This is a genomic window from Gaetbulibacter aquiaggeris, assembly GCF_044003965.1.
Classification (GTDB): domain Bacteria; phylum Bacteroidota; class Bacteroidia; order Flavobacteriales; family Flavobacteriaceae; genus Yeosuana; species Yeosuana aquiaggeris.
In genome coordinates, this window is sequence record NZ_JBAWKC010000002.1 from 329,668 (window position 1) to 349,654 (window position 19,987).

Annotated in this window: 18 protein-coding genes; 5 read left to right on the forward strand and 13 right to left on the reverse strand. The window is 34.0% G+C overall.

Annotated features, from left to right (window positions below; translation table 11 throughout):
* Nucleotides 1-8: 8 nt before the first annotated feature.
* From fabD to V8G56_RS07815, 7 genes are all read right to left on the reverse strand, one after another.
* On the reverse strand, nucleotides 9-890 hold the full coding sequence (gene fabD / locus V8G56_RS07785; RefSeq protein WP_395437879.1) for an ACP S-malonyltransferase: 882 nt from the start codon (nucleotides 888-890) through the stop codon (nucleotides 9-11).
* Between the two features lie 69 nt (nucleotides 891-959).
* Nucleotides 960-2,516 carry an NAD(P)/FAD-dependent oxidoreductase gene (locus tag V8G56_RS07790; protein ID WP_395437880.1) on the reverse strand — a complete coding sequence of 519 codons (1,557 nt, stop codon included), beginning with the start codon at nucleotides 2,514-2,516 and terminating at the stop codon, nucleotides 960-962.
* A gap of 247 nt (nucleotides 2,517-2,763) precedes the next feature.
* The gene (locus V8G56_RS07795) at nucleotides 2,764-3,489 is read right to left on the reverse strand and encodes a hypothetical protein (protein WP_395437881.1); all 726 of its coding nucleotides are present in this window, start codon (nucleotides 3,487-3,489) and stop codon (nucleotides 2,764-2,766) included.
* A gap of 3 nt (nucleotides 3,490-3,492) precedes the next feature.
* On the reverse strand, nucleotides 3,493-3,993 hold the full coding sequence (locus V8G56_RS07800; protein ID WP_395437882.1) for an RNA polymerase sigma factor: 501 nt from the start codon (nucleotides 3,991-3,993) through the stop codon (nucleotides 3,493-3,495).
* A 6-nt stretch (nucleotides 3,994-3,999) separates the two neighbouring features.
* Nucleotides 4,000-4,290, reverse strand: a complete 291-nt coding sequence (locus V8G56_RS07805; protein WP_395437883.1) for a hypothetical protein — start codon at nucleotides 4,288-4,290, stop codon at nucleotides 4,000-4,002.
* 165 nt (nucleotides 4,291-4,455) lie between these two features.
* Nucleotides 4,456-5,721, reverse strand: a complete 1,266-nt coding sequence (locus tag V8G56_RS07810) for a glycoside hydrolase family 5 protein (RefSeq protein ID WP_395437884.1) — start codon at nucleotides 5,719-5,721, stop codon at nucleotides 4,456-4,458.
* A gap of 64 nt (nucleotides 5,722-5,785) precedes the next feature.
* Nucleotides 5,786-6,685: a dihydrofolate reductase gene (locus V8G56_RS07815; protein WP_395437885.1), complete on the reverse strand. Its 900-nt coding sequence runs from the start codon at nucleotides 6,683-6,685 to the stop codon at nucleotides 5,786-5,788.
* A 297-nt stretch (nucleotides 6,686-6,982) separates the two neighbouring features.
* On the opposite strand from V8G56_RS07815, the gene V8G56_RS07820 reads away from it, so the two are divergent.
* Nucleotides 6,983-7,279: an isoamylase early set domain-containing protein gene (locus V8G56_RS07820; RefSeq protein ID WP_395437886.1), complete on the forward strand. Its 297-nt coding sequence runs from the start codon at nucleotides 6,983-6,985 to the stop codon at nucleotides 7,277-7,279.
* Nucleotides 7,280-7,327: 48 nt separating this feature from the next.
* Here the strand turns inward: V8G56_RS07820 and V8G56_RS07825 are convergent, their stop codons facing one another.
* The 5 genes from V8G56_RS07825 to V8G56_RS07845 all read right to left on the reverse strand — a co-directional run bounded on the left by V8G56_RS07825 (nucleotide 7,328) and on the right by V8G56_RS07845 (nucleotide 12,330).
* Nucleotides 7,328-8,152, reverse strand: a complete 825-nt coding sequence (locus V8G56_RS07825; RefSeq protein WP_395437887.1) for a thymidylate synthase — start codon at nucleotides 8,150-8,152, stop codon at nucleotides 7,328-7,330.
* 122 nt (nucleotides 8,153-8,274) lie between these two features.
* Nucleotides 8,275-9,789 carry a NupC/NupG family nucleoside CNT transporter gene (locus V8G56_RS07830; protein WP_395437888.1) on the reverse strand — a complete coding sequence of 505 codons (1,515 nt, stop codon included), beginning with the start codon at nucleotides 9,787-9,789 and terminating at the stop codon, nucleotides 8,275-8,277.
* Between the two features lie 79 nt (nucleotides 9,790-9,868).
* Nucleotides 9,869-10,486, reverse strand: a complete 618-nt coding sequence (locus V8G56_RS07835; protein ID WP_395437889.1) for a bifunctional nuclease family protein — start codon at nucleotides 10,484-10,486, stop codon at nucleotides 9,869-9,871.
* A gap of 118 nt (nucleotides 10,487-10,604) precedes the next feature.
* Complete coding sequence (locus tag V8G56_RS07840) at nucleotides 10,605-11,564, reverse strand: electron transfer flavoprotein subunit alpha/FixB family protein (RefSeq protein WP_395437890.1); 960 nt, start codon at nucleotides 11,562-11,564, stop codon at nucleotides 10,605-10,607.
* 19 nt (nucleotides 11,565-11,583) lie between these two features.
* Nucleotides 11,584-12,330 (reverse strand): electron transfer flavoprotein subunit beta/FixA family protein, encoded by a 747-nt coding sequence (locus V8G56_RS07845; RefSeq protein ID WP_395437891.1) that lies wholly within the window; start codon nucleotides 12,328-12,330, stop codon nucleotides 11,584-11,586.
* A 215-nt stretch (nucleotides 12,331-12,545) separates the two neighbouring features.
* Here V8G56_RS07845 and V8G56_RS07850 point away from each other — a divergent pair, with 215 nt between their 5' ends.
* The 4 genes from V8G56_RS07850 to V8G56_RS07865 all read left to right on the forward strand — a co-directional run bounded on the left by V8G56_RS07850 (nucleotide 12,546) and on the right by V8G56_RS07865 (nucleotide 19,296).
* On the forward strand, nucleotides 12,546-13,523 hold the full coding sequence (locus V8G56_RS07850) for a pyruvate dehydrogenase complex E1 component subunit beta (protein ID WP_395437892.1): 978 nt from the start codon (nucleotides 12,546-12,548) through the stop codon (nucleotides 13,521-13,523).
* A 63-nt stretch (nucleotides 13,524-13,586) separates the two neighbouring features.
* On the forward strand, nucleotides 13,587-16,082 hold the full coding sequence (locus V8G56_RS07855; protein ID WP_395437893.1) for a DUF5686 and carboxypeptidase-like regulatory domain-containing protein: 2,496 nt from the start codon (nucleotides 13,587-13,589) through the stop codon (nucleotides 16,080-16,082).
* 174 nt (nucleotides 16,083-16,256) lie between these two features.
* A complete protein-coding gene (locus tag V8G56_RS07860) occupies nucleotides 16,257-16,784 on the forward strand; it encodes an inorganic diphosphatase (protein WP_395437894.1) in 528 nt (175 codons plus the stop codon).
* Nucleotides 16,785-16,914: 130 nt separating this feature from the next.
* Nucleotides 16,915-19,296, forward strand: a complete 2,382-nt coding sequence (locus tag V8G56_RS07865) for a sodium-translocating pyrophosphatase (protein ID WP_395437895.1) — start codon at nucleotides 16,915-16,917, stop codon at nucleotides 19,294-19,296.
* A gap of 75 nt (nucleotides 19,297-19,371) precedes the next feature.
* On the opposite strand, the gene V8G56_RS07870 is transcribed toward V8G56_RS07865, so the two are convergent.
* On the reverse strand, nucleotides 19,372-19,986 hold the full coding sequence (locus tag V8G56_RS07870; protein WP_395437896.1) for a deoxynucleoside kinase: 615 nt from the start codon (nucleotides 19,984-19,986) through the stop codon (nucleotides 19,372-19,374).
* Nucleotide 19,987 lies beyond the last annotated feature (1 nt).

The following is a 19,987-nucleotide window of genomic DNA, read 5'->3' on the forward strand; positions in this document are numbered from 1 at the left end:
AATATAATTTATAAGGATGCAGAAGCCGTTTCTGCCTCTCTGTTTATTTTTTTTACTAAACCTTGTAATACATTTCCTGGTCCAACTTCAGTAAACAAGGTAGCACCATCAGCAATCATTTGTTGTACAGATTGTGTCCAGCGCACGGGCGCTGTTAACTGGGAAATTAAATTTAATTTAATGGCAGCTTTGTCAATCACCGCTTTAGCTGTTACGTTTTGATATATTGGACAGATTGGTTTACTAAATAAAGTGTTTTCAATGGCAGCAGCTAATTCTTCTCTTGCAGGTTCCATTAACGGAGAATGAAAGGCACCACCAACAGGTAAAACCAAAGCACGTTTGGCTCCTTCAGTTTTTAAGGCTTCACAAGCTTTGTTAACAGCGTCTACATCTCCCGAAATTACTAGCTGACCAGGGCAATTATAGTTGGCAGCCACAACAATACCTGGGGTTTCAGCGCATATTTTTTCAACAATAGCATCTTCTAAGCCTAAAACAGCCGCCATAGTACTTGGTTGCAGTTCACAAGCTTTTTGCATGGCTAATGCACGTTTAAAAACTAATTTTAATCCATCTTCAAAGTTTAAAGCACCGTTGGCAACTAAGGCTGAAAATTCCCCAAGAGAATGTCCGGCAACCATTTCTGGTTTAAAGTTTTGACCTAAAGTTTTAGCAAGAATTACTGAATGTAAAAAGATGGCAGGTTGTGTTACCTTCGTTTCTTTTAAATCTTCAGCAGACCCTTCAAACATGATATCTGTGATTTGAAATCCTAAAATATCATTCGCCTGTTCAAATAATTGCTGTGCTAAAGGTGAGTTTTCGTAAAGGTTTAAACCCATTCCTGTAAATTGCGCTCCCTGACCTGGAAATATATATGCGTTCATGTTACTTTCATTTTAGTGATGCAAAAATAGGAATTAATCTTTAATAGCAATTAAAGTTGTTTGTGGTAATTACAATCCAATAATAGCGGCTTCAGCACACCTTTCACCGTCCATAGCTGCTGAAACAATGCCTCCGGCATAACCACCACCTTCGCCACAAGGAAATAATCCGGACACTTCAGGATGTTCTAATTGCTCATTTCTGGGAATACATACTGGTGATGAGGTTCTGCTTTCTACACCTACCACATTGGCCTCAGCCGTATAGTAACCTTTCATTTTTTGCCCAAAAGATTCAAAACCTTTACGCAAACGACTGCCTATTGGTTTAGGTAATAAGGAATGTAAAGGCGCCGATTTTAATCCGGGTTGGTAGGAGGTTGGATTCAAATCATTGGACAATCTGCCCTCAACAAAATCTGTTAAGCGTTGCGCCGGAGCCGTTTGACTTCTGCCACCGGCTGTAAAGGCCAGTTTTTCTAAATCTTTTTGATATTCTAAGCCTTTTAAAGGGCCAAATTGTTCGTATTTATATAAATCCTTATCGGCATTAATTTCAACCACAATACCCGAATTGGCAAACAAATTATTTCGTTTGGAGGGTGACATGCCATTCACAACTACTTCCCCATGAGCGGTGGCAGCCGGCACAATAAAACCACCGGGACACATACAAAAGGAGTAAACCCCACGTTCATTAACCTGTTGCACTAAAGCGTAGGATGCGGCTGGTAACAATTCATTGCGTGGTCCGCTGCAGTGGTATTGAATGGAGTCAATAATATGTTGTGGATGTTCTACACGAACCCCCATAGCAAAAGATTTGGCTTCTAAAGCTATTTTCTTTTTAAAGAGTAAATAAAAGATGTCACGCGCAGAATGACCGGTTGCTAAAATAACTCGGTTAACAGACATCTCTAAGCCATTATGTAAAGTAATAGATTTGATTTTACCAGATTTAACCGTGAAATCCACCACACGGGTTTCAAAATGAATCTCACCACCATATTTTAAAATGGTTTCTCTAATATTTTGAACCACTTTGGGTAATTTATTGGTGCCAATATGTGGGTGTGCATCAATCAGTATTTGTTCTGTAGCACCATGATACACCAGGTTTTCAAAGATGCGCCTAACGTCGCCACGTTTTAAACTTCGGGTATAGAGTTTACCATCACTATACGTGCCGGCACCACCTTCGCCAAAACAATAATTGGAATCTTCATTGACTATATGGTCTTGATTGATGGCTTTTATATCGCGGCGTCTGTCCTGTACATTTTTACCGCGTTCTAATACTACAGGTTTAAATCCTAATTCAATACAGCGCAATGCAGCATACATACCTGCCGGACCAAAACCAATGATATGAATGGGCTTTGCCTTTGAAACATCTTTGTAATTAAAGGTGTATTCTGAGGTTTGTGGTAAAGTTTCTTTAATATAAACTGCTACTTTATAATTAAATATGATAAGCGCTTTACGTGCATCAATTGATTTACGCAGCACCTTGATTCCGGTAATGTCATCCTGCTTAATTTTTAAAGACTGAGCAGATTTTTTTACCAAAATATCAGCAACGGCTTCTTCCTGAAGTGTGATACGTAATTGAATCTCTTTTACCATGCTGCGAAATTACAGAAAATAGTCTTAGATGTTATAAAAAGAATTTTGGAGATTCGTTTAACGGCTGGCAATAAGAAACGTATGATGATTCAAAGGTCCTGCCTATCAAGTTACCAAACCGTTTAATAAATGGTAGGTCGTTCAAATTTAGCACTTTCCGTCCTATGTTTTTTATTGCGTGTTGTTTGTAGCTTCTATTATCCACTGATAATAATGCTAGCTTTAAGATATTATTATACCAACATTATTATATCATAAAAAGAAATAAAATTAATAACAATAAACCGATAAAAAGAATAATACTATAAATGATCAAATTTCTGTTATTGAGCTTTTTGTAGTGTTTCAATTTACTTTCATTTATAGTTTCTTGTTCAATGTCAGCCAAACTGCTCTCCAATTGACGAACATGGAAATTGAAGTTCTTTATTTGAAAAAATGCACTTATTAAAAAACCAATAAAAATAATGGCTCCGAAAACTAAATAGTCTTCGTGTTGAAAAGAACGAACCGTTCCATATTTGTAATAGAAATAATAGAATGCTCCGCTTATAAAAACTAGAGGACTTGAGAAGGAAGTTATTATAAGTGATAAAAGAAATTTTTTCGTATAAAAATCAATATATGAATAAAGTGAAGTTTTAATGTTTTGGTCTGCATTTTTTACACCTAGTATCCTTTTATACGTTTTTATTTGAGCTAAAATGGCAAAGATTGTAAGAAGAATGAACACTAAATTAATTAATAGAATCCGGTTTTGATTTGAATACAAAACTAATAGTACTCCAAATGATAAGGATAACAATATTTTTATAATAATATCAATGATTAGGCTTTTTTTAAAAAGTCCACTGATGTTTTTTGATGACATTTGCATGAATTTCATAATCTGTTCCCTAGGAAGTTTCTCTTCTAAAAAACTTTGCTCTGTTTTCCATGCTGACTTATATTTTTCTAAATTAATTTCTTCCATCTTTTATTGATATTTATTTATCAAATCCTTAAGCTTTGCCTTAATCCTTACTAATCTAACACTTATGTTTTTTATTGACATACCAATAATGTCAGCAATTTCTTTATATGATTTATCTTCCAGCCAGAGTAAAATAATTGCTTTTTCCACTTTATTTAACTGAGAAATGGCTTTATACAAAACCTTTATGTCTTCTGTTAAATTCATCGAATATTCCATGTCAAATGAACTCTCATGAATTTCTTCTGACCTTATAAATAATTGTTTTTTTTTGGTTAAGCTAAGAGCCGTATTTAATGCAACACGATACATCCATGTAGAAAAAGCAGATTCGCGTTTAAATGAAGGATAAGATTTCCATAGTTGTAGAATAATCTCCTGACATAAATCCTCCTTTTCAAGACTTTTCTTGGAATAAACAAAGCATATTTTTTGCAGTATCCCCTGATGTCTGTCCAATTCGTCCAGAAATTCCGTTTTAATATTTCTATTTTCCTTTTGCAAATTGTTCTAAATGATTTTTTTAATAATAAAAAACAAAAAAAAGAACAGAACCCCTATAGCAATAAGTGTAATCATTATTTTTATTGTATGCGGTTTTTTCTCTTTGTCCTCAACCTGCATTTTTTGCTCAATAATCATCCCTAATGGAATGCTGAGACCTGCAAACAATGGTATAGAAATGGCAATGTTTTCGGTGAAAACAAAAGCTGCAATGGCTGCAACAATTCCGGTAATTGCGCCAATAATGTAACCTGTACCTATAAAGGCCTTTGGTTTGATACTTTTTGAATCTTTCATTTTATTTGTTTTTTGAAAATTTGACTATACACTAAGTTAGTCTGTCAATCTTCAAAAAAACTACAAAACTTATGCTTTTTTAAGTTACACACAATGCCATGATTTGGATGGATTTAATGATTTATATCAGCAGTTAAACGAAGTTCGTTAAATATTCTTACAAAGTCAATACATTTTGAGCAACTCAACTGTAAAATTTAAAGCTTTTATATATCCTGTATTTGGATAATTGTTTTTATAAAGTGCATTTTCTAAAAAGGTATTTAAAGCTTTTTGAACTTTAACTTGGTCGGGTTTATTTTCCCTTATCTTACTAAAAGAAGAGCGGTCGCTTAGGGAATAGTCTGAAATTAAATGATAATCTTCTGGTTCATCAAAATTCATTATACCCTTGGTATTATTCATTTTTTTATAGGGCCAGAAGCACCAGTTAATGTTATTAGTGTCTAACAGGCTTCTGAAATCATATACCCATTGGTCTGTGTTTTCACCGGATTCTCCCATATATATTGGCACCTGATATTTTTCACTAAAATCCACATAGGGTTGCACTGCGTTTTGATTCACATCAAACCAGTATTTATGAAATTCATACACAACATTATCATCAATCATTTCTTCAAACACCTCAAAATTGCCGCTCCAAATAGAGCCATTTAAAAAGATGCTGTGCTTTTTATCAACCATTCTAATGGCAGAAACGGTTTGTTTATATATTGCTAATAGTTCGTTATTGAACATTTCAATGTCGTCTTGAAAGTAATGCGCCACGGGCTCATTAATTAGATCATAACCTACAATAACGGGTTCGTCTTTATATTTTTTTGCAATATCAACCCAAATCAAGGTCATTAAATCTTTAGACGATTTACTTTTAAAAAGATAGGGATAGCCGTAACTATCATCAATGTTATCGCCTGTTTGTCCCCCAGGAGCGCAATGCATATCCAATAAAACATAGAGTTTCTCTTCCCGGCACCAGTCTATAATTCTGTCAAAATAAGTGAAGCCTGCGTTTCTATTACCCATATATAGATCTTGAGTAAATAGTTTGTAATGAAATGGTAGCCTAATATGATTACAACCAATTCGTTTTAAGTACTTAATATCTTCATGAGTAATGTAGTTATCTATAAACTTATTCCAAAACACTTGTAAACTGTCTGGGCCAACCAATTCATATAGTAATTCATCAATTTTTCTTGGGGCATTCACCTGATTCATTTTAAACATGTAGCCTTCAGGAACTAGCCAGTTTCCAATATTGGTTCCTTTTAAAATGAGGGTTGTACCATTTTCATCAACTAATTGTTTGCCATTAGTTTTTATAAAACTTAAAGTGTTGACTTTTTTAGATACAATTTCTTTTTCAGGGTTTTTGCATCCAAATAGTACTATGAGAATAACAATGAGTAGAAGAAGGCTTTTCAATAGTGTCTGGTTTGATTTAACAAATAAGGCTATTTAATTATGCTGGCTGATTCTTTGTGAAAAATTACTTTCGGGTGTAACTAATAAATGAATAATCAAACTCATTTTTGTTATCTTTTTTGTGATACACATTTGAAGTTTCTTTCCAAATGGAGTTGTCTATTTCAGGAAAAAAGGTATCGGCTTCAAAGTCATGATGTACCCTTGTTAATTCAATTTTATTTACTACTTCTAAAGACTGATTGTAAATTTCACCGCCACCAATAATAAATGGTTGGGTATCTTCTTTGGCAACCTCTAATGCATCCTTTAAGGAGTTGACAATAATAATTCCATCAGGCACTTTATAGTCGTTCTGTTTGGTAATAACAACGTGGGTTCTGTTTGGTAATGGTTTTGGGAAACTTTCAAAGGTTTTACGCCCCATAATAATATGGTGACCACTAGTAAGTGATTTAAAACGCTTTAAATCATCACTTAAATGCCATAAAAGCTGATTGTCTTTGCCAATAGCATTATTTTCTGCCACAGCCACTATAATAGTAGGATTTGAACTTAAATCAGTTTTTTTTTTTGACTCGTTTAAATGAGTCTCTTCTTTTGCAGGTAGGGTTTCTTTGAGTTCTTCAATACGCTGTTTTTGTTTGGCTACTAATTTTTCTAACTGCGCTTGCTCCCAGTCTTTTCCCATAAATTTATGAGTAATAAAGACATTAAAAGTATGGTATACTAATAAAAATAGCCAAGCCAAAATGGCGAAAACGAACCAATTGGTGTTAAATAGTTTAAAGTTTTCACCAAAACCTAAAACCAGATTTAATAATATAAAAAACACAGAACCAATTAAAAAGACGACAAAATGGATATACAGGCGCTTTTTTTGTTTGATGCGTTTCTGAGCATTTTGAATAAGCTCTAACTGATCTTTATCTATTTGAAGATTTGATTTTTTATTACCTAACATAGTTTAATTAAATCTTGTAAAGTTAAAGATTTTTACTGACATATTTATATTAAGAATCATGTTCAAAAGATGTCGATAATACGCAATCGTTTTCGTGTTAAAACCATTGATAATCAGCGATAAAACCGTAAAATTGGAATGATAAAACAATAATTTAATATTGGTTTTTATTCATTACTTTAAATTTTGACACCAAAATCTTATTAAATTGATAATTCTTTTCTTAAAAACAGTTAAACTTAAGTACTTGGGTAAATTGTTTCTTAAATTTGCAGTGTTAATTAATAAATTTGAATTATGGCTATTACAAAACAATATTTAAAAAGCAAACCTGTTTGTAAAGTGACTTTTTCTATTCCTGCAGAAGAAGCTAAAGAAGTAAAAGTAGTTGGAACCTTTAATAATTGGGATACTAAAACGGAAGGATTAAAAAAACTAAAAAACGGTACCTTTAAAGGAACTGTAGATTTAGAAACAGGAAACTCTTACGAGTTTAAATACATCATTGATGGTGTATATGTAAACGATTCTGAAGCTGATGGTTATTTATGGAATGATTTTGCTTCAGCTGAAAATGGGGTATTGAACCTATAATTAGTAATTGGATCTTATTTAAAAGGCTTTCATTATGAAAGCCTTTTTTTATACTGCAACCACACCTTTTATATGTGGATGTGGATTGTAATCTACTAATGTGAAATCTTCAAAAGTGAAGTCAAAAATATTTTTTACCTCTGGGTTTAAAATCATTTTTGGGAGAGGTCTTATTTCTCTGGATAGTTGTAATTCAAGTTGTTCAAAATGGTTACTATAAATATGAGCATCACCAAAGGTGTGAATAAATTCACCCGCCTCATAACCGCAAACTTGCGCCATCATCATGGTAAAAAGAGCATAGGATGCAATGTTAAACGGAACGCCTAAAAATATATCGGCACTGCGCTGGTATAATTGACAAGATAATTTTCCATTAGCTACATAAAACTGGAAAAAGGCATGGCATGGTGGTAAGGCTGCCTTGCCATTAGCTACATTCTCGCTAAATGATTTTGAAGTGTCTGGAAGTACCGATGGATTCCATGCGGTAACTAGCATTCGGCGACTATTCGGATTAGTTTTTAACGTATATACTATCTCTTTAATTTGATCAATATCATCGTCGTTCCAATTACGCCACTGATGTCCGTAAACAGGGCCTAAATCACCGTTTTCATTCGCCCAATCATTCCAAATTCTAACGCCATTATCAGTTAAATATTTAATATTGGTATCTCCTTTTAAAAACCAAAGCAGTTCATAAATAATAGATTTTAAATGTAACTTTTTAGTGGTTACCATTGGAAAACCCTCACTTAAATCAAATCGCATTTGATACCCAAAAACACTTTTGGTTCCGGTTCCGGTGCGATCTCCTTTTTGATTGCCATTGGTTAAAACATGCTTTACTAGGTCATGATATTGCTTCATAGGTAGGGTCCACAACTGTGGAAAATCTTTAAAATTTAAATGAAATTCTGAAAATTAAAAATAGAAAAAAGGGTCGAACTGAAACACACTGACTCTTAAATTATATTAAAAGTTATTAACTATTAACCAATAATCATTCCTGCAATCGTTGCTGAAAGCAAAGAGGCGATCGTTCCACCAATCAAAGCTCTCAATCCAAATTCAGATAACACTTTTCTTTGACCCGGAGCTAAAGATCCTATACCTCCAATTTGGATGCCTATAGAAGCGAAATTTGCAAAACCACACAACATATAAGTTGCCATGATTATTGATTTTTCAAATTTCAGGTGCGTTAAATTGGCCATATTTTTAAGTTCTGCTAATTGTATATAACCAACAAATTCGCTGGCAGCGAGCTTAATACCTAATAATTGTCCCATAAGGGCAATATCCTCTTTAGCAACACCAATAAGCCACATAATAGGAGCGAAAACATATCCTAACACAAATTCAATTGAAAAGGAACCATAGGGTGTATTGCCTGAAATCCAGTTATTAATACCAAATAAATTACCAAATTTGCCAAACCCATAGTTAATCATGGCTATAAAAGCTACAAATACAAGTAGCATAGCCCCTACATTGGCAGCTAACTTCAGACCTTCAGTAGTCCCGTTAGCAATGGCATCAAGAATATTAGAACCAATATTTTCCTGAGAAACTTCAAGTTCTGAATTTATTTCTTCTTCTTGCGGATACAACATTTTAGAAATGACGATGGCGCCTGGGGCGGCCATTACAGAGGCTGTTAATAAGTGTTTTGCATAAAATATTTTTAATACAGGGTCATCTCCTCCTAAAAAACCAATATATGCAGCCAAAACGCCACCAGCCACGGTTGCCATACCGCCAACCATTACAAGTAGAATCTCTGATTTACTCATCTTCTCTAAATAGGCTTTTATCATTAAAGGGGCTTCTGTTTGTCCTAAAAAAATGTTTCCAGCAACACTTAAACTTTCTGCTCCTGATATTCCTAATAGTTTAGTTAAAACCCATGCCATACCTTTTACAACGTATTGAATAACGCCAAGGTAGAATAACACAGATGTAAGCGCTGAGAAAAATATAATTGTTGGTAATATTTGAAATAAAAATATAAACCCAAAAGTATCAGCATTCACTAATCCACCTAAAAGAAACTCGCTACCAGCCTGAGTGAAATCTAGAATTTTAACAAATAGTTTACCTACAAATTCAAAAACCGACTGTATTGCGGGAATTTTTAAAACACCAATGGCTAAAAGTAGTTGCGCTGTAAGGCCAAATCCAATGGTTTTCCAGTTGATGGCTTTTCTGTTTTTACTTAAAATAAATGAAATTAAAAGTAAGACGAACATTCCCAGAACACCACGCATTAAACTATTCATTGAAAACCCACTTATTGGAATTGCAGTACCAACAGTCACTGCAGTTTCCACTGTTGAAGCAATGATGTTATTGGATTGCAAAGGAATTGAATCGGCTATCTTAGTGGTAATTTCAGTAGCTGTTTTTAAAGTGTCTAAAGATGCGTTCTGATTGGTGTTTTGAGCTAATGTTGTAGAAGTTAATCCAAAAAAAAGCGCTATTGTAGCCAATAAAAGATGTTTCATATGCTCAATTTTCGGTCTTATTGTGAAATCATGAGCCTACTTCAATATTAAGTGTCTCTAATTTCTTATAATTTATTGGTTATTCTCGTTTAGAAATTTCGTCTCTAATATGAGCTGCTTTTTCATAATCCTCATTCGCCACAGCCTCATCAAGCATCTTATGCAGTTCTTCAAGGGTTTTTGATTTGTAGTTTTCTTTAGGTTTATTTAATTCAAGTTCATCCGCCAGCAAATCATCAACTAAAATACTATCTTGTTCGTCTTCATCTTCCTTTTTTGGATTCACTTTTAAATAGATGCCAGCCTTATCTAAAATATTTTTATAAGTAAAAATAGGCGCTTGAAATCGTAAAGCTAAAGCGATAGCATCACTAGTTCTGGCATCAATGATTTCTTCAATTTTATCACGTTCACATATCAAACTGGAATAAAAAACACCATCCACTAGTTTGTGAATGATGACTTGTTTTACAACAATATCAAATCTGTCAGCAAAGTTTTTGAATAAATCATGCGTTAATGGTCTTGGAGGACTGATTTCCTTTTCAAGTGCAATGGCAATAGATTGCGCTTCAAATGCCCCAATCACTATAGGTAGTTTACGGTCGCCGTCTACTTCATTCAAAATTAAGGCATAGGCGCCATTCTGGGTTTGACTGTAGGAAATTCCTTTTATGTTAAGTCTTACTAAACTCATAAATTTATAAAACACAAAGAACTGTTTAAATTTGGACTTTAGCAACTACCTTATGCAGATAAACTTTAAAATGCCCAATTAAACAGTTAAATTGTTACTACAATGTAGAAAAAAATATTTATTGATGTGCTTTAAATGTTTTTAATTTTTCAATAAGCTGAGGCACTACAACAAATGCATCTCCTACTACGCCATAGTCAGCGGCTTTGAAAAAAGGCGCTTCTGGATCTGTATTGATAACTACTTTTACTTTTGAACCGTTAATTCCAGCTAAATGCTGAATAGCCCCTGAAATGCCGATAGCTATATACAAATTGGAAGCTACAGGTTTTCCGGTTTGTCCTACGTGTTCACTATGCGGTCTCCAGCCTAAATCTGATACTGGTTTGGAACAAGCTGTTGCGGCTCCTAAGACCTCAGCTAATTCTTCAATCATACCCCAATTTTCAGGACCTTTTAATCCGCGACCAGCAGACACTACAATATCGGCATCAGCAATGGTCACTTTATTCGAGGCTTTATCAACAGATTCAATATGTATTCCTGATTCCGGAATTGAAGGAGAAAAATCTTCAGTAGTTGCAGTGGTTTTATTTTCTTTTATCCCAAAACTATTTTTAGAAACCCCTAATATTTTGACATTGGTATTTATTTGAAACATTTCATAAGCTTTGTTTGTAAAAGCAGTACGTTTCACAATAAAGGGAGAGGTGCTTGCTGGTGCTTCTAACACATTAGTCGCGTATCCAGCATTTAAATTTATCGATAATAAGGGCGCTAAATATTTACTGTTGACACTCGAACTAACAACCACAACTTTAGTGCCTTCCTTTTCGGCAGCTTGTTGAATTACAGAAGCATATATTTTGGCATTAAAAGCGTCTAAAGAAACATTTTTTACTTTTAAGACCTTATTGACGCCATAAGTTTCTAATTCAGAGACATCATCCGCATTGATGGTTATGGCTGTAACTGTAGTTCCTAATTGATCAGCTATCGCTTTTCCGTATGATGCGACTTCAAAGGCTGTTTTTTTGAAACGTCCTTGTTCTGATTCTGTATATACTAAAACTGACATAATAATTGATTTTGAGTTTTTAAATAACTTTTGCTTCGTTATGTAATAGGCTGATTAATTCATCCAAATTATCAGAAGACACTAATTTCACAGCACCTTTTGCTGCAGGTTTTTCAAATTTAACAGATGCGGTTTCTGGGGCAACATCAATTGGTTCTAAAACCGTTAAAGGTTTTTGACGTGCCATCATAATACCTCTCATATTTGGGATACGAAGGTCACTTTCTTCAACAATACCTTTTTGACCACCAATAATTAAAGGAAGCGTGGCAGAAACAGTTTCTTTACCACCATCAATTTCTCTTGTTACTTTGGCTGAATTTCCTTCAACTTCCAGACTTATACAGTTATTTACAAAATTAGAATTGGTAAGACCGGCAATCATACCAGGAACCATTCCTCCATTATAATCTAAGGATTCACGACCAGCAATGATCAAATCATAACCACCATCTTGCACTACTTTAGCTAATTGCTTCGCAACTGAAAAACCATCCGTTGCTGGCGTATTGACTCTTATGGCAGCATCGGCACCAATAGCCAGTGCTTTACGCAAGGTTGGTTCGGTTTCAGGACCACCTACATTTACAACTGTAACATGGGCTCCTTGCTTTTCTTTAAACCACATAGATCTTGTTAAGCCAAATTCATCATTAGGATTGATGATAAATTGTACACCATTAGTGTCAAACTTTTTATTGTCATCAGTAAAATTAATTTTTGATGTAGTGTCTGGTACGTGACTGATACATACTAATATTTTCATTTTGAATAATTTATATGTTTTTAATAGTTCAAATACATAGTGCCAGAAAATAATTACTTTTTTAAAGTATTAACTGATACTATAGTAAGGAGCCACGAAGTTAATTATTTATTTCTAAATATTTACTATGCACGCATAATAAATTTTAAATAATTCTTTTGAGTATAGTTATTCAATTATTGTTATTTTTGCAACTCGAATTAAAAATGAATTTAATGAAGACAATTCAATTTAGAGAAGCTATTTGTGAGGCTATGAGTGAGGAAATGCGCAGAGATGAAAGCGTATATTTAATGGGTGAGGAAGTAGCAGAATATAATGGCGCTTACAAAGCGTCAAAAGGAATGTTAGATGAATTTGGTCCAAAACGCGTTATTGATACACCCATTGCAGAGTTAGGTTTTGCTGGTATAGCAGTAGGCTCAACTATGACAGGAAACAGACCAATTGTAGAATACATGACCTTTAACTTTTCTTTAGTTGGTATTGATCAAATTATAAACAATGCTGCTAAAATCAGACAAATGTCTGGTGGACAATTTAAGTGCCCAATTGTGTTTAGAGGTCCAACGGCATCCGCAGGCCAATTAGGAGCAACACATTCACAAGCTTTTGAAAGTTGGTTCGCTAATACACCTGGTTTAAAAGTGGTAGTGCCATCAAATCCTTATGATGCGAAAGGATTATTAAAATCGGCTATTCGTGATGATGACCCTGTTATTTTTATGGAAAGTGAGCAAATGTATGGTGATAAAGGGGAAGTGCCAGAAGGGGAGTATACCATTCCGTTAGGCGTTGCTGAGGTTAAGAGAGAAGGAACGGATGTTACTATTGTGTCATTTGGTAAAATAATTAAAGAGGCCTATGCTGCCGCTGATGTTTTAGCTAAAGAAGGTATTTCATGTGAAATAATTGACTTACGTACTGTAAGGCCAATGGATAAAGAAGCTATTTTAAAGTCGGTCAAAAAAACAAATAGGCTGGTTGTTTTGGAAGAAGCTTGGCCTTTTGGAAATGTTTCTACGGAAATCACTTATATAGTACAATCTGAGGCATTTGATTATTTAGATGCGCCAATTATAAAAATCAATACGGCTGATACTCCTGCGCCATATTCACCTGTTTTATTAGCTGAATGGTTACCTAATAGTGAGGATGTCATTAAAGCAGTAAAGAAGGTTTTGTACAAATAAAAAATAAAAATTCACGTTATATAAACTTCATTAGCATGATTGTTGATGAAGTTTTTTTGTATTATGAAAATAAGATTAATCATTACCCTTTTCTTCTTCGGAACTTTTTATCTTTTATCGCAAACTAAAGTAAGTGGTTATGTGTTTGATGAGTATGATCAACCTGTCTCATTTGCCAATATTATTTTCAAAGGATCTACATTGGGCACCATTACTGATGAAAACGGAAGATTTTATTTGGAATCCAGTGAAACCTGGAGCACTTTAATCGTATCATTTATTGGTTATGAGATGATCGAAGTACCGTTAAGTAAAAAGGTAAATTATGACTTAAAATTCATTTTAAAAGAACAAGCGGCTCAACTGGATCAAATTTTAATTGTTACGGGAAAACAGTCTAAAAAGAATAATCCGGCAATAGATTTGTTAAGGAAAATTTGGGAACATAAGCGTAAAAATGGTTTAAAACAATTCAATCAGTACCAGTATGACAAGTATGAAAAGGTTGAATTTGATCTTAACACCATTGATAGTGCGCTTATAAAAAGCAAACTTTTTAGAGGTATGGAATTTGTTTTTAGTGAAGTAGATACCTCCAGAGTTACCGGAAAGACATATTTGCCAATATTCATTAATGAGGCAGTTTCAAAAGTTTATGGAGATAATACAATTCGTAAAGAAAAAAATGTTTTAAGCGGAAATAAAAATTCCGGGTTTAGTGATAATCAAATTATCATTGACTTTATTCAAGATTTGTATTCAGATTTTAATGTTTATGATAACTATTTGAAATTTTTTGACAAGAGTTTTGTAAGCCCACTCTCAAGAACAGGTATTAATACGTACAATTATGTGCTTTCAGATAGTGCCTTTATTGATAATAAGTGGTGCTATAATATTATTTATTATCCTAGAAGAAAAAATGAACTAACCTTTAAAGGCGATTTTTGGGTAGCAGATACCACCTATGCTATCAAAGAAATAAATCTTCAGGCATCAAAAAGTGCCAACATCAACTGGGTAAAGGATATTTATATTGAACAGGAGTTTGAAGTTTTAAATGACTCTTTGTTTTTAGTGAAGCGAGATTATATGATGTCAGATTTTGCAATCAACAAAAAGGAAAAGTCTAGAGGGCTTTATGGTAAAAGGACTACGCTTTATAATAATTATGTTTTTGATAAAGAATTGGATAAAAAATTCTATGAAGAAGTAGTTTATAACTATGATAAAGATGTGTATGCCAGAGATGATTCATTTTGGGAAGAAAACAGGCTTGAGGCATTAAATAAGGATGAAAAAGGGGTTTATAAAATGTTAGACACCTTGAAAACGGTTAAAAAATTTAAACAGATTTATAATTTAGGAAGTATTTTGGCATCCGGTTATATTGAATTGAATCAGTTGCCTTTGGACTATGGACCTATTTTTTCAACATTTGGATTTAATGAAGTTGAAGGTTGGCGGTTACGAGCCGGAGGTAGAACGTATTTTGGAAGAAATGATCTTTGGAGACTAGAAGGATTTTTTGCCTATGGGTTTAAAGACAATAAATTCAAATACGGGATGTCTGGTAAATGGTTACTAGACAAAAAAAACAGATTAATAATTTCTGGCGGTAATAGGCGTGATATAGAACAGATAGGTGCTAGTTTAACCTCGTCAACAGATGTGCTTGGAAGAAGTCTAGCTTCATCATCCGTATTTACTGTAGGGGCTAATGACAAGCTTACTTCAATAAATCTAACAAGTATTGCTGTTGAATTAGAACCATGGCGAAATGTTATTTTTAGATTGGGAGGAAATTACCGTACTTTAGAATCGGCTTCGCCAACCTTTAGTTTAGATTATAACACGCCAAATGGCTTAGGATCTGAAATAAAACAATACGAAACAACTTTTTCAGTATCCTATTTCCCTCAAAGAAAAATGACAGGATTTGGTGTTGAAAGACTTGAAATTAATGATGATTATGCGCATTTGTTTGCTCAAATAAGCCGAGGAGATAAAGGTGTCTTCAATGGTGATTTTGATTATACAAAATTACAAATATCTTATATTCAGCCATGGCAGATTGGAGGTATAGGAAGGTTAACAACTACTATTGAGGCAGGAAAAACCTTTGGGGCAGTGCCCTTAGGTTTATTAAGTGTTATTCCCGGAAATCAATCTTATTTCTCAATATATAATACCTTTTCACAATTAGATTTTTACGAATTTGTTTCTGACACCTATACTTCATTAAATTTTGAACATAATTTTAATGGACGATTTTTGTCTAGAATTCCCTTTTTAAGAAAATTTAATTTGCGTGAAATTATTGGAATACGTGGCGTTTGGGGTGAAATTTCAGATGAAAATATTGCCTTAAATACAACTTCCAATCCTAATAGTATTCCCTTAGTTAGTCCAAATGATAAAGTGTATTATGAGTATAGTTTTGGTGTGGGTAACATTTTCAAAATATTCAGAATAGATTTTAATTTTAGAGGGAATTATTTAGAAAACCCTAATGCCAGAAAATTTGGTGTTACAGGAACTTTTGGATTCCATTTCTAATTTGAACTCATTTCCTGTTTTCAATTAGCCAATATTTTTAATTATTACATCGAGGATGTGATGAAAATTTTTAAAACTAATAATCTTTTATTGCTTAATAGTCAAGGGAAGAGTATCTTTGGCCCAGTTTAAGAATCCTCAGTTATAGAGAGAGTAAAATTTTTAAAATAAATTATGACAAATAAAAATGATTTAACCTTTGATGTATTAATAGAAATACCAAAAGGAAGTAGAAATAAATATGAATACGATTTTACTTTACATAAAATCCGTTTTGACAGGATGTTGTTTTCATCAATGATGTATCCTGGTGATTATGGATTTATTCCGGAAACCTTGGCATTAGATCAAGATCCATTAGATGTTTTGGTATTAGGTACTGAGCCAACCTTTCCAATGGTAGTTATGGAAGTTAAACCAATCGGTGTATTCCATATGACAGACGAAAAAGGACCAGATGAAAAAATTATTTGTGTTCCGGTTTCTGATCCAATATGGAGTAATAATAATGATATAAGTGATTTAAATCCTCATAGACTAAAGGAAATTGAACACTTTTTTCAAGTTTATAAAGATTTGGAAGAAAAGAAAGTAGATGTTGGAGGCTGGGGTAGTGCAGAAGAAGCAATTCAGATATATCATAACTGCGTTAAACGCTATGAAGAAAGTGAACACAAGAAAAAAAGAACTTTTACTATCTAAATTATGGTATTCGTAAAAAGTCTTTAAAAAAAATAAAGCCATCTTAATTTAAGGTGGCTTTTTTTATCAATTATATTTCACTAATTTTAGCCGTTTCAAAATAAAATTAACTAACAACTAATGTATTAATATGGAATTATTAGTAAAATTTCTACCTGCTTTCGGAGTCTTAGGTCTTCTATTTGTGTTTTTCAAAAATCGTTGGATAACTAAGCAGGATGTGGGATCACCAAAAATGACAACAATAGCAAAGCACATCGCCGATGGCGCTATGTCATTTTTAAAAGCCGAATATAAAATTTTGGCCATTTTTGTTGCTGCAGTTGCAGTATTATTATTTTTTAAAGGGAATGCTGAAGAAGGTTCCAATGGCATGGTAGCTTTATCTTTTATAGTAGGAGCTATCTGTTCTGCTTTAGCAGGATTTATTGGAATGCGAGTTGCAACAAAAGCAAATGTTAGAACGACTCAAGCAGCTAGAACATCCTTAGGGAAGGCTCTGGAGGTTGCTTTTGCAGGTGGTTCCGTTATGGGATTAGGTGTTGTGGGCTTAGGTGTTTTAGGTCTAAGTAGTTTATTTATGTTATATCAGGATTTATGGCCAGGTACAGAAAATATTCCTATGGTCTTAAATGTACTTTCTGGATTTTCGTTAGGAGCATCTTCTATTGCTTTATTTGCGCGTGTTGGTGGCGGTATTTATACCAAAGCGGCTGATGTTGGTGCTGATTTAGTAGGAAAAGTAGAGGCAGGAATTCCTGAAGATCACCCATTAAACCCTGCTACTATTGCTGATAATGTTGGAGATAATGTTGGCGATGTAGCCGGAATGGGAGCCGATTTATTTGAATCTTATGTGGGCTCCATTATAGGTACTATGGTTTTAGGAGCTTATATTTTTACTCCTGAGTTTGGAGGTTTAGGAGCCGTATATTTACCATTAGTTCTTGCGGCTGTGGGAATTGTAATGTCCATTGTTGGAACGTTTTTTGTCAGAGTTAAAGATGGTGGTTCACCACATAAAGCTTTAAATTTAGGTGAATTTGGGTCTGGATTTTTAATGATTGTAGCTTCCTATTTTATAATTGAAGCAATGATTCCAGATTCTGTTGAAGAATTACCTTTTGGTTCTTTCGGTGTTTTTATGGCGACTCTGGCAGGTTTAATATCTGGATTTTGTGTTGGGAAAGTTACTGAATATTATACTGGTACAGGAACAAAGCCTGTCGCGTCAATAGTTAGACAATCAGAAACCGGATCAGCTACTAATATTATAGCTGGTTTAGGCGTAGGGATGATGTCAACTGCACTGCCTATTTTATTAATAGCAACAGCAATTATGGTCTCTCATTATTATGCAGGTTTATATGGTATCGCTATTGCTGCAGTAGGCATGTTGGCAAATACAGGAATTCAATTAGCGGTTGATGCTTATGGCCCAATTTCTGACAATGCGGGCGGTATTGCTGAAATGGCCGAATTACCAAAAGAAGTGCGTGAAAGAACTGATAAATTAGATGCCGTAGGGAATACCACTGCTGCAATTGGGAAAGGATTCGCTATTGCCTCAGCTGCCTTAACGGCTTTAGCATTATTTGCTGCTTTTATGAAAACAGCAAATGTCACCTCAATTGATGTATCAAAACCAGATATTATGGCTGGTTTGTTAATAGGAGGTATGTTGCCATTTGTATTTTCCGCATTATCTATGAATGCAGTAGGGCGTGCAGCTATGGCTATGATTGAAGAAGTTCGTCGCCAATTTAAAGACATTCCTCAATTACATGCGGCTCTAGAAGTGATGAGAAAATATGATTCAGATATGTCAAAAGCTACTGAAGCGGATAGAAAAATATTTGATGCTGCTGATGGCTATGCAGAATATGAAAAATGTGTTGAAATTTCAACGAAAGCATCTATTAAAGAGATGGTGTTGCCAGGGCTTATGGCTTTAGCAGTTCCAGTAGCAATAGGTTTTATTGGAGGTCCTCAAATGTTAGGAGGCTTATTAGCAGGTGTTACTACTTGTGGTGTGCTCATGGCTATCTTTCAATCAAATGCTGGTGGAGCTTGGGATAATGCTAAGAAAATGATTGAGGCAGACGGACGTAAAGGAACTGCGGCACATAAAGCTGCTGTGGTAGGTGATACCGTTGGAGATCCTTTTAAAGATACTTCTGGTCCATCATTGAATATCTTATTAAAATTAATGTCAGTAGTAGCTTTGGTGATTGCTCCAAGTATCGCTTTGGATGCGGATACTGTTTCTGCTTATGCTGAAACCGGAAATACTTCAAGTAAAGAAATAAAAGTGACTATGGAAAGTAATGATGCTGGTATTTTTATGGCGACTGTTACTACCGTAATTAACAATAATGGAGAGGAGTCTATTTCAGAACAAGTATTCGAAGGTACAGAAGAAGAAGTTAAGGCTAATATTGATGCATTAAAAGATAAAAATATTAAAGCAAAGGTTCTTGTTGAAAAGGTAATTGAAGAAGAGGTCAATTAGAAACTAGAGATTTTTATAAATAAAAAACCACACTATTAAAGTGTGGTTTTTTTTATTCTCAATAAAATTTATAATTTAAAACAACCCATTAATTTCTGCATCAATAGTATTAATAATGGTTCCTAAATCTTCAGGTTTTTCAACAAAATCTAAATGATCGACATCAATTATCAGCAGTTTGCCTTTGTCATATCCATGAATCCAGGCTTCATAACGCTCATTCAATCTGCTTAAATAATCGATACTGATAGAATTTTCATAATCTCTGCCTCGTTTATGAATTTGTGACACCAAATTAGGAATGGAGCTTCGCAAATAAATTAAGACATCTGGTCCTTTAACAAGTGACTCCATTAAATCAAAAAGAGACTTGTAGTTTTCATAATCTCTATTGGTCATTAATCCCATGGCATGAAGATTGGGTGCAAAAATATGCGCGTCTTCATAAATGGTTCTATCCTGAATAATATCTTTACCACTTTCATGAATTTGCAAGACTTGTCTGAATCTACTATTTAAGAAGTAAACCTGCAGATTAAAACTCCATCGTTCCATTTGATTATAGAAGTCATCTAAATAAGGATTGTCTACAACATCTTCTAGTTGAGCTTCCCACTTATAGTGTTTTGCTAGTAATTTTGTAAGCGTAGTCTTTCCAGCGCCTATGTTTCCTGCAATGGCAATATGCATA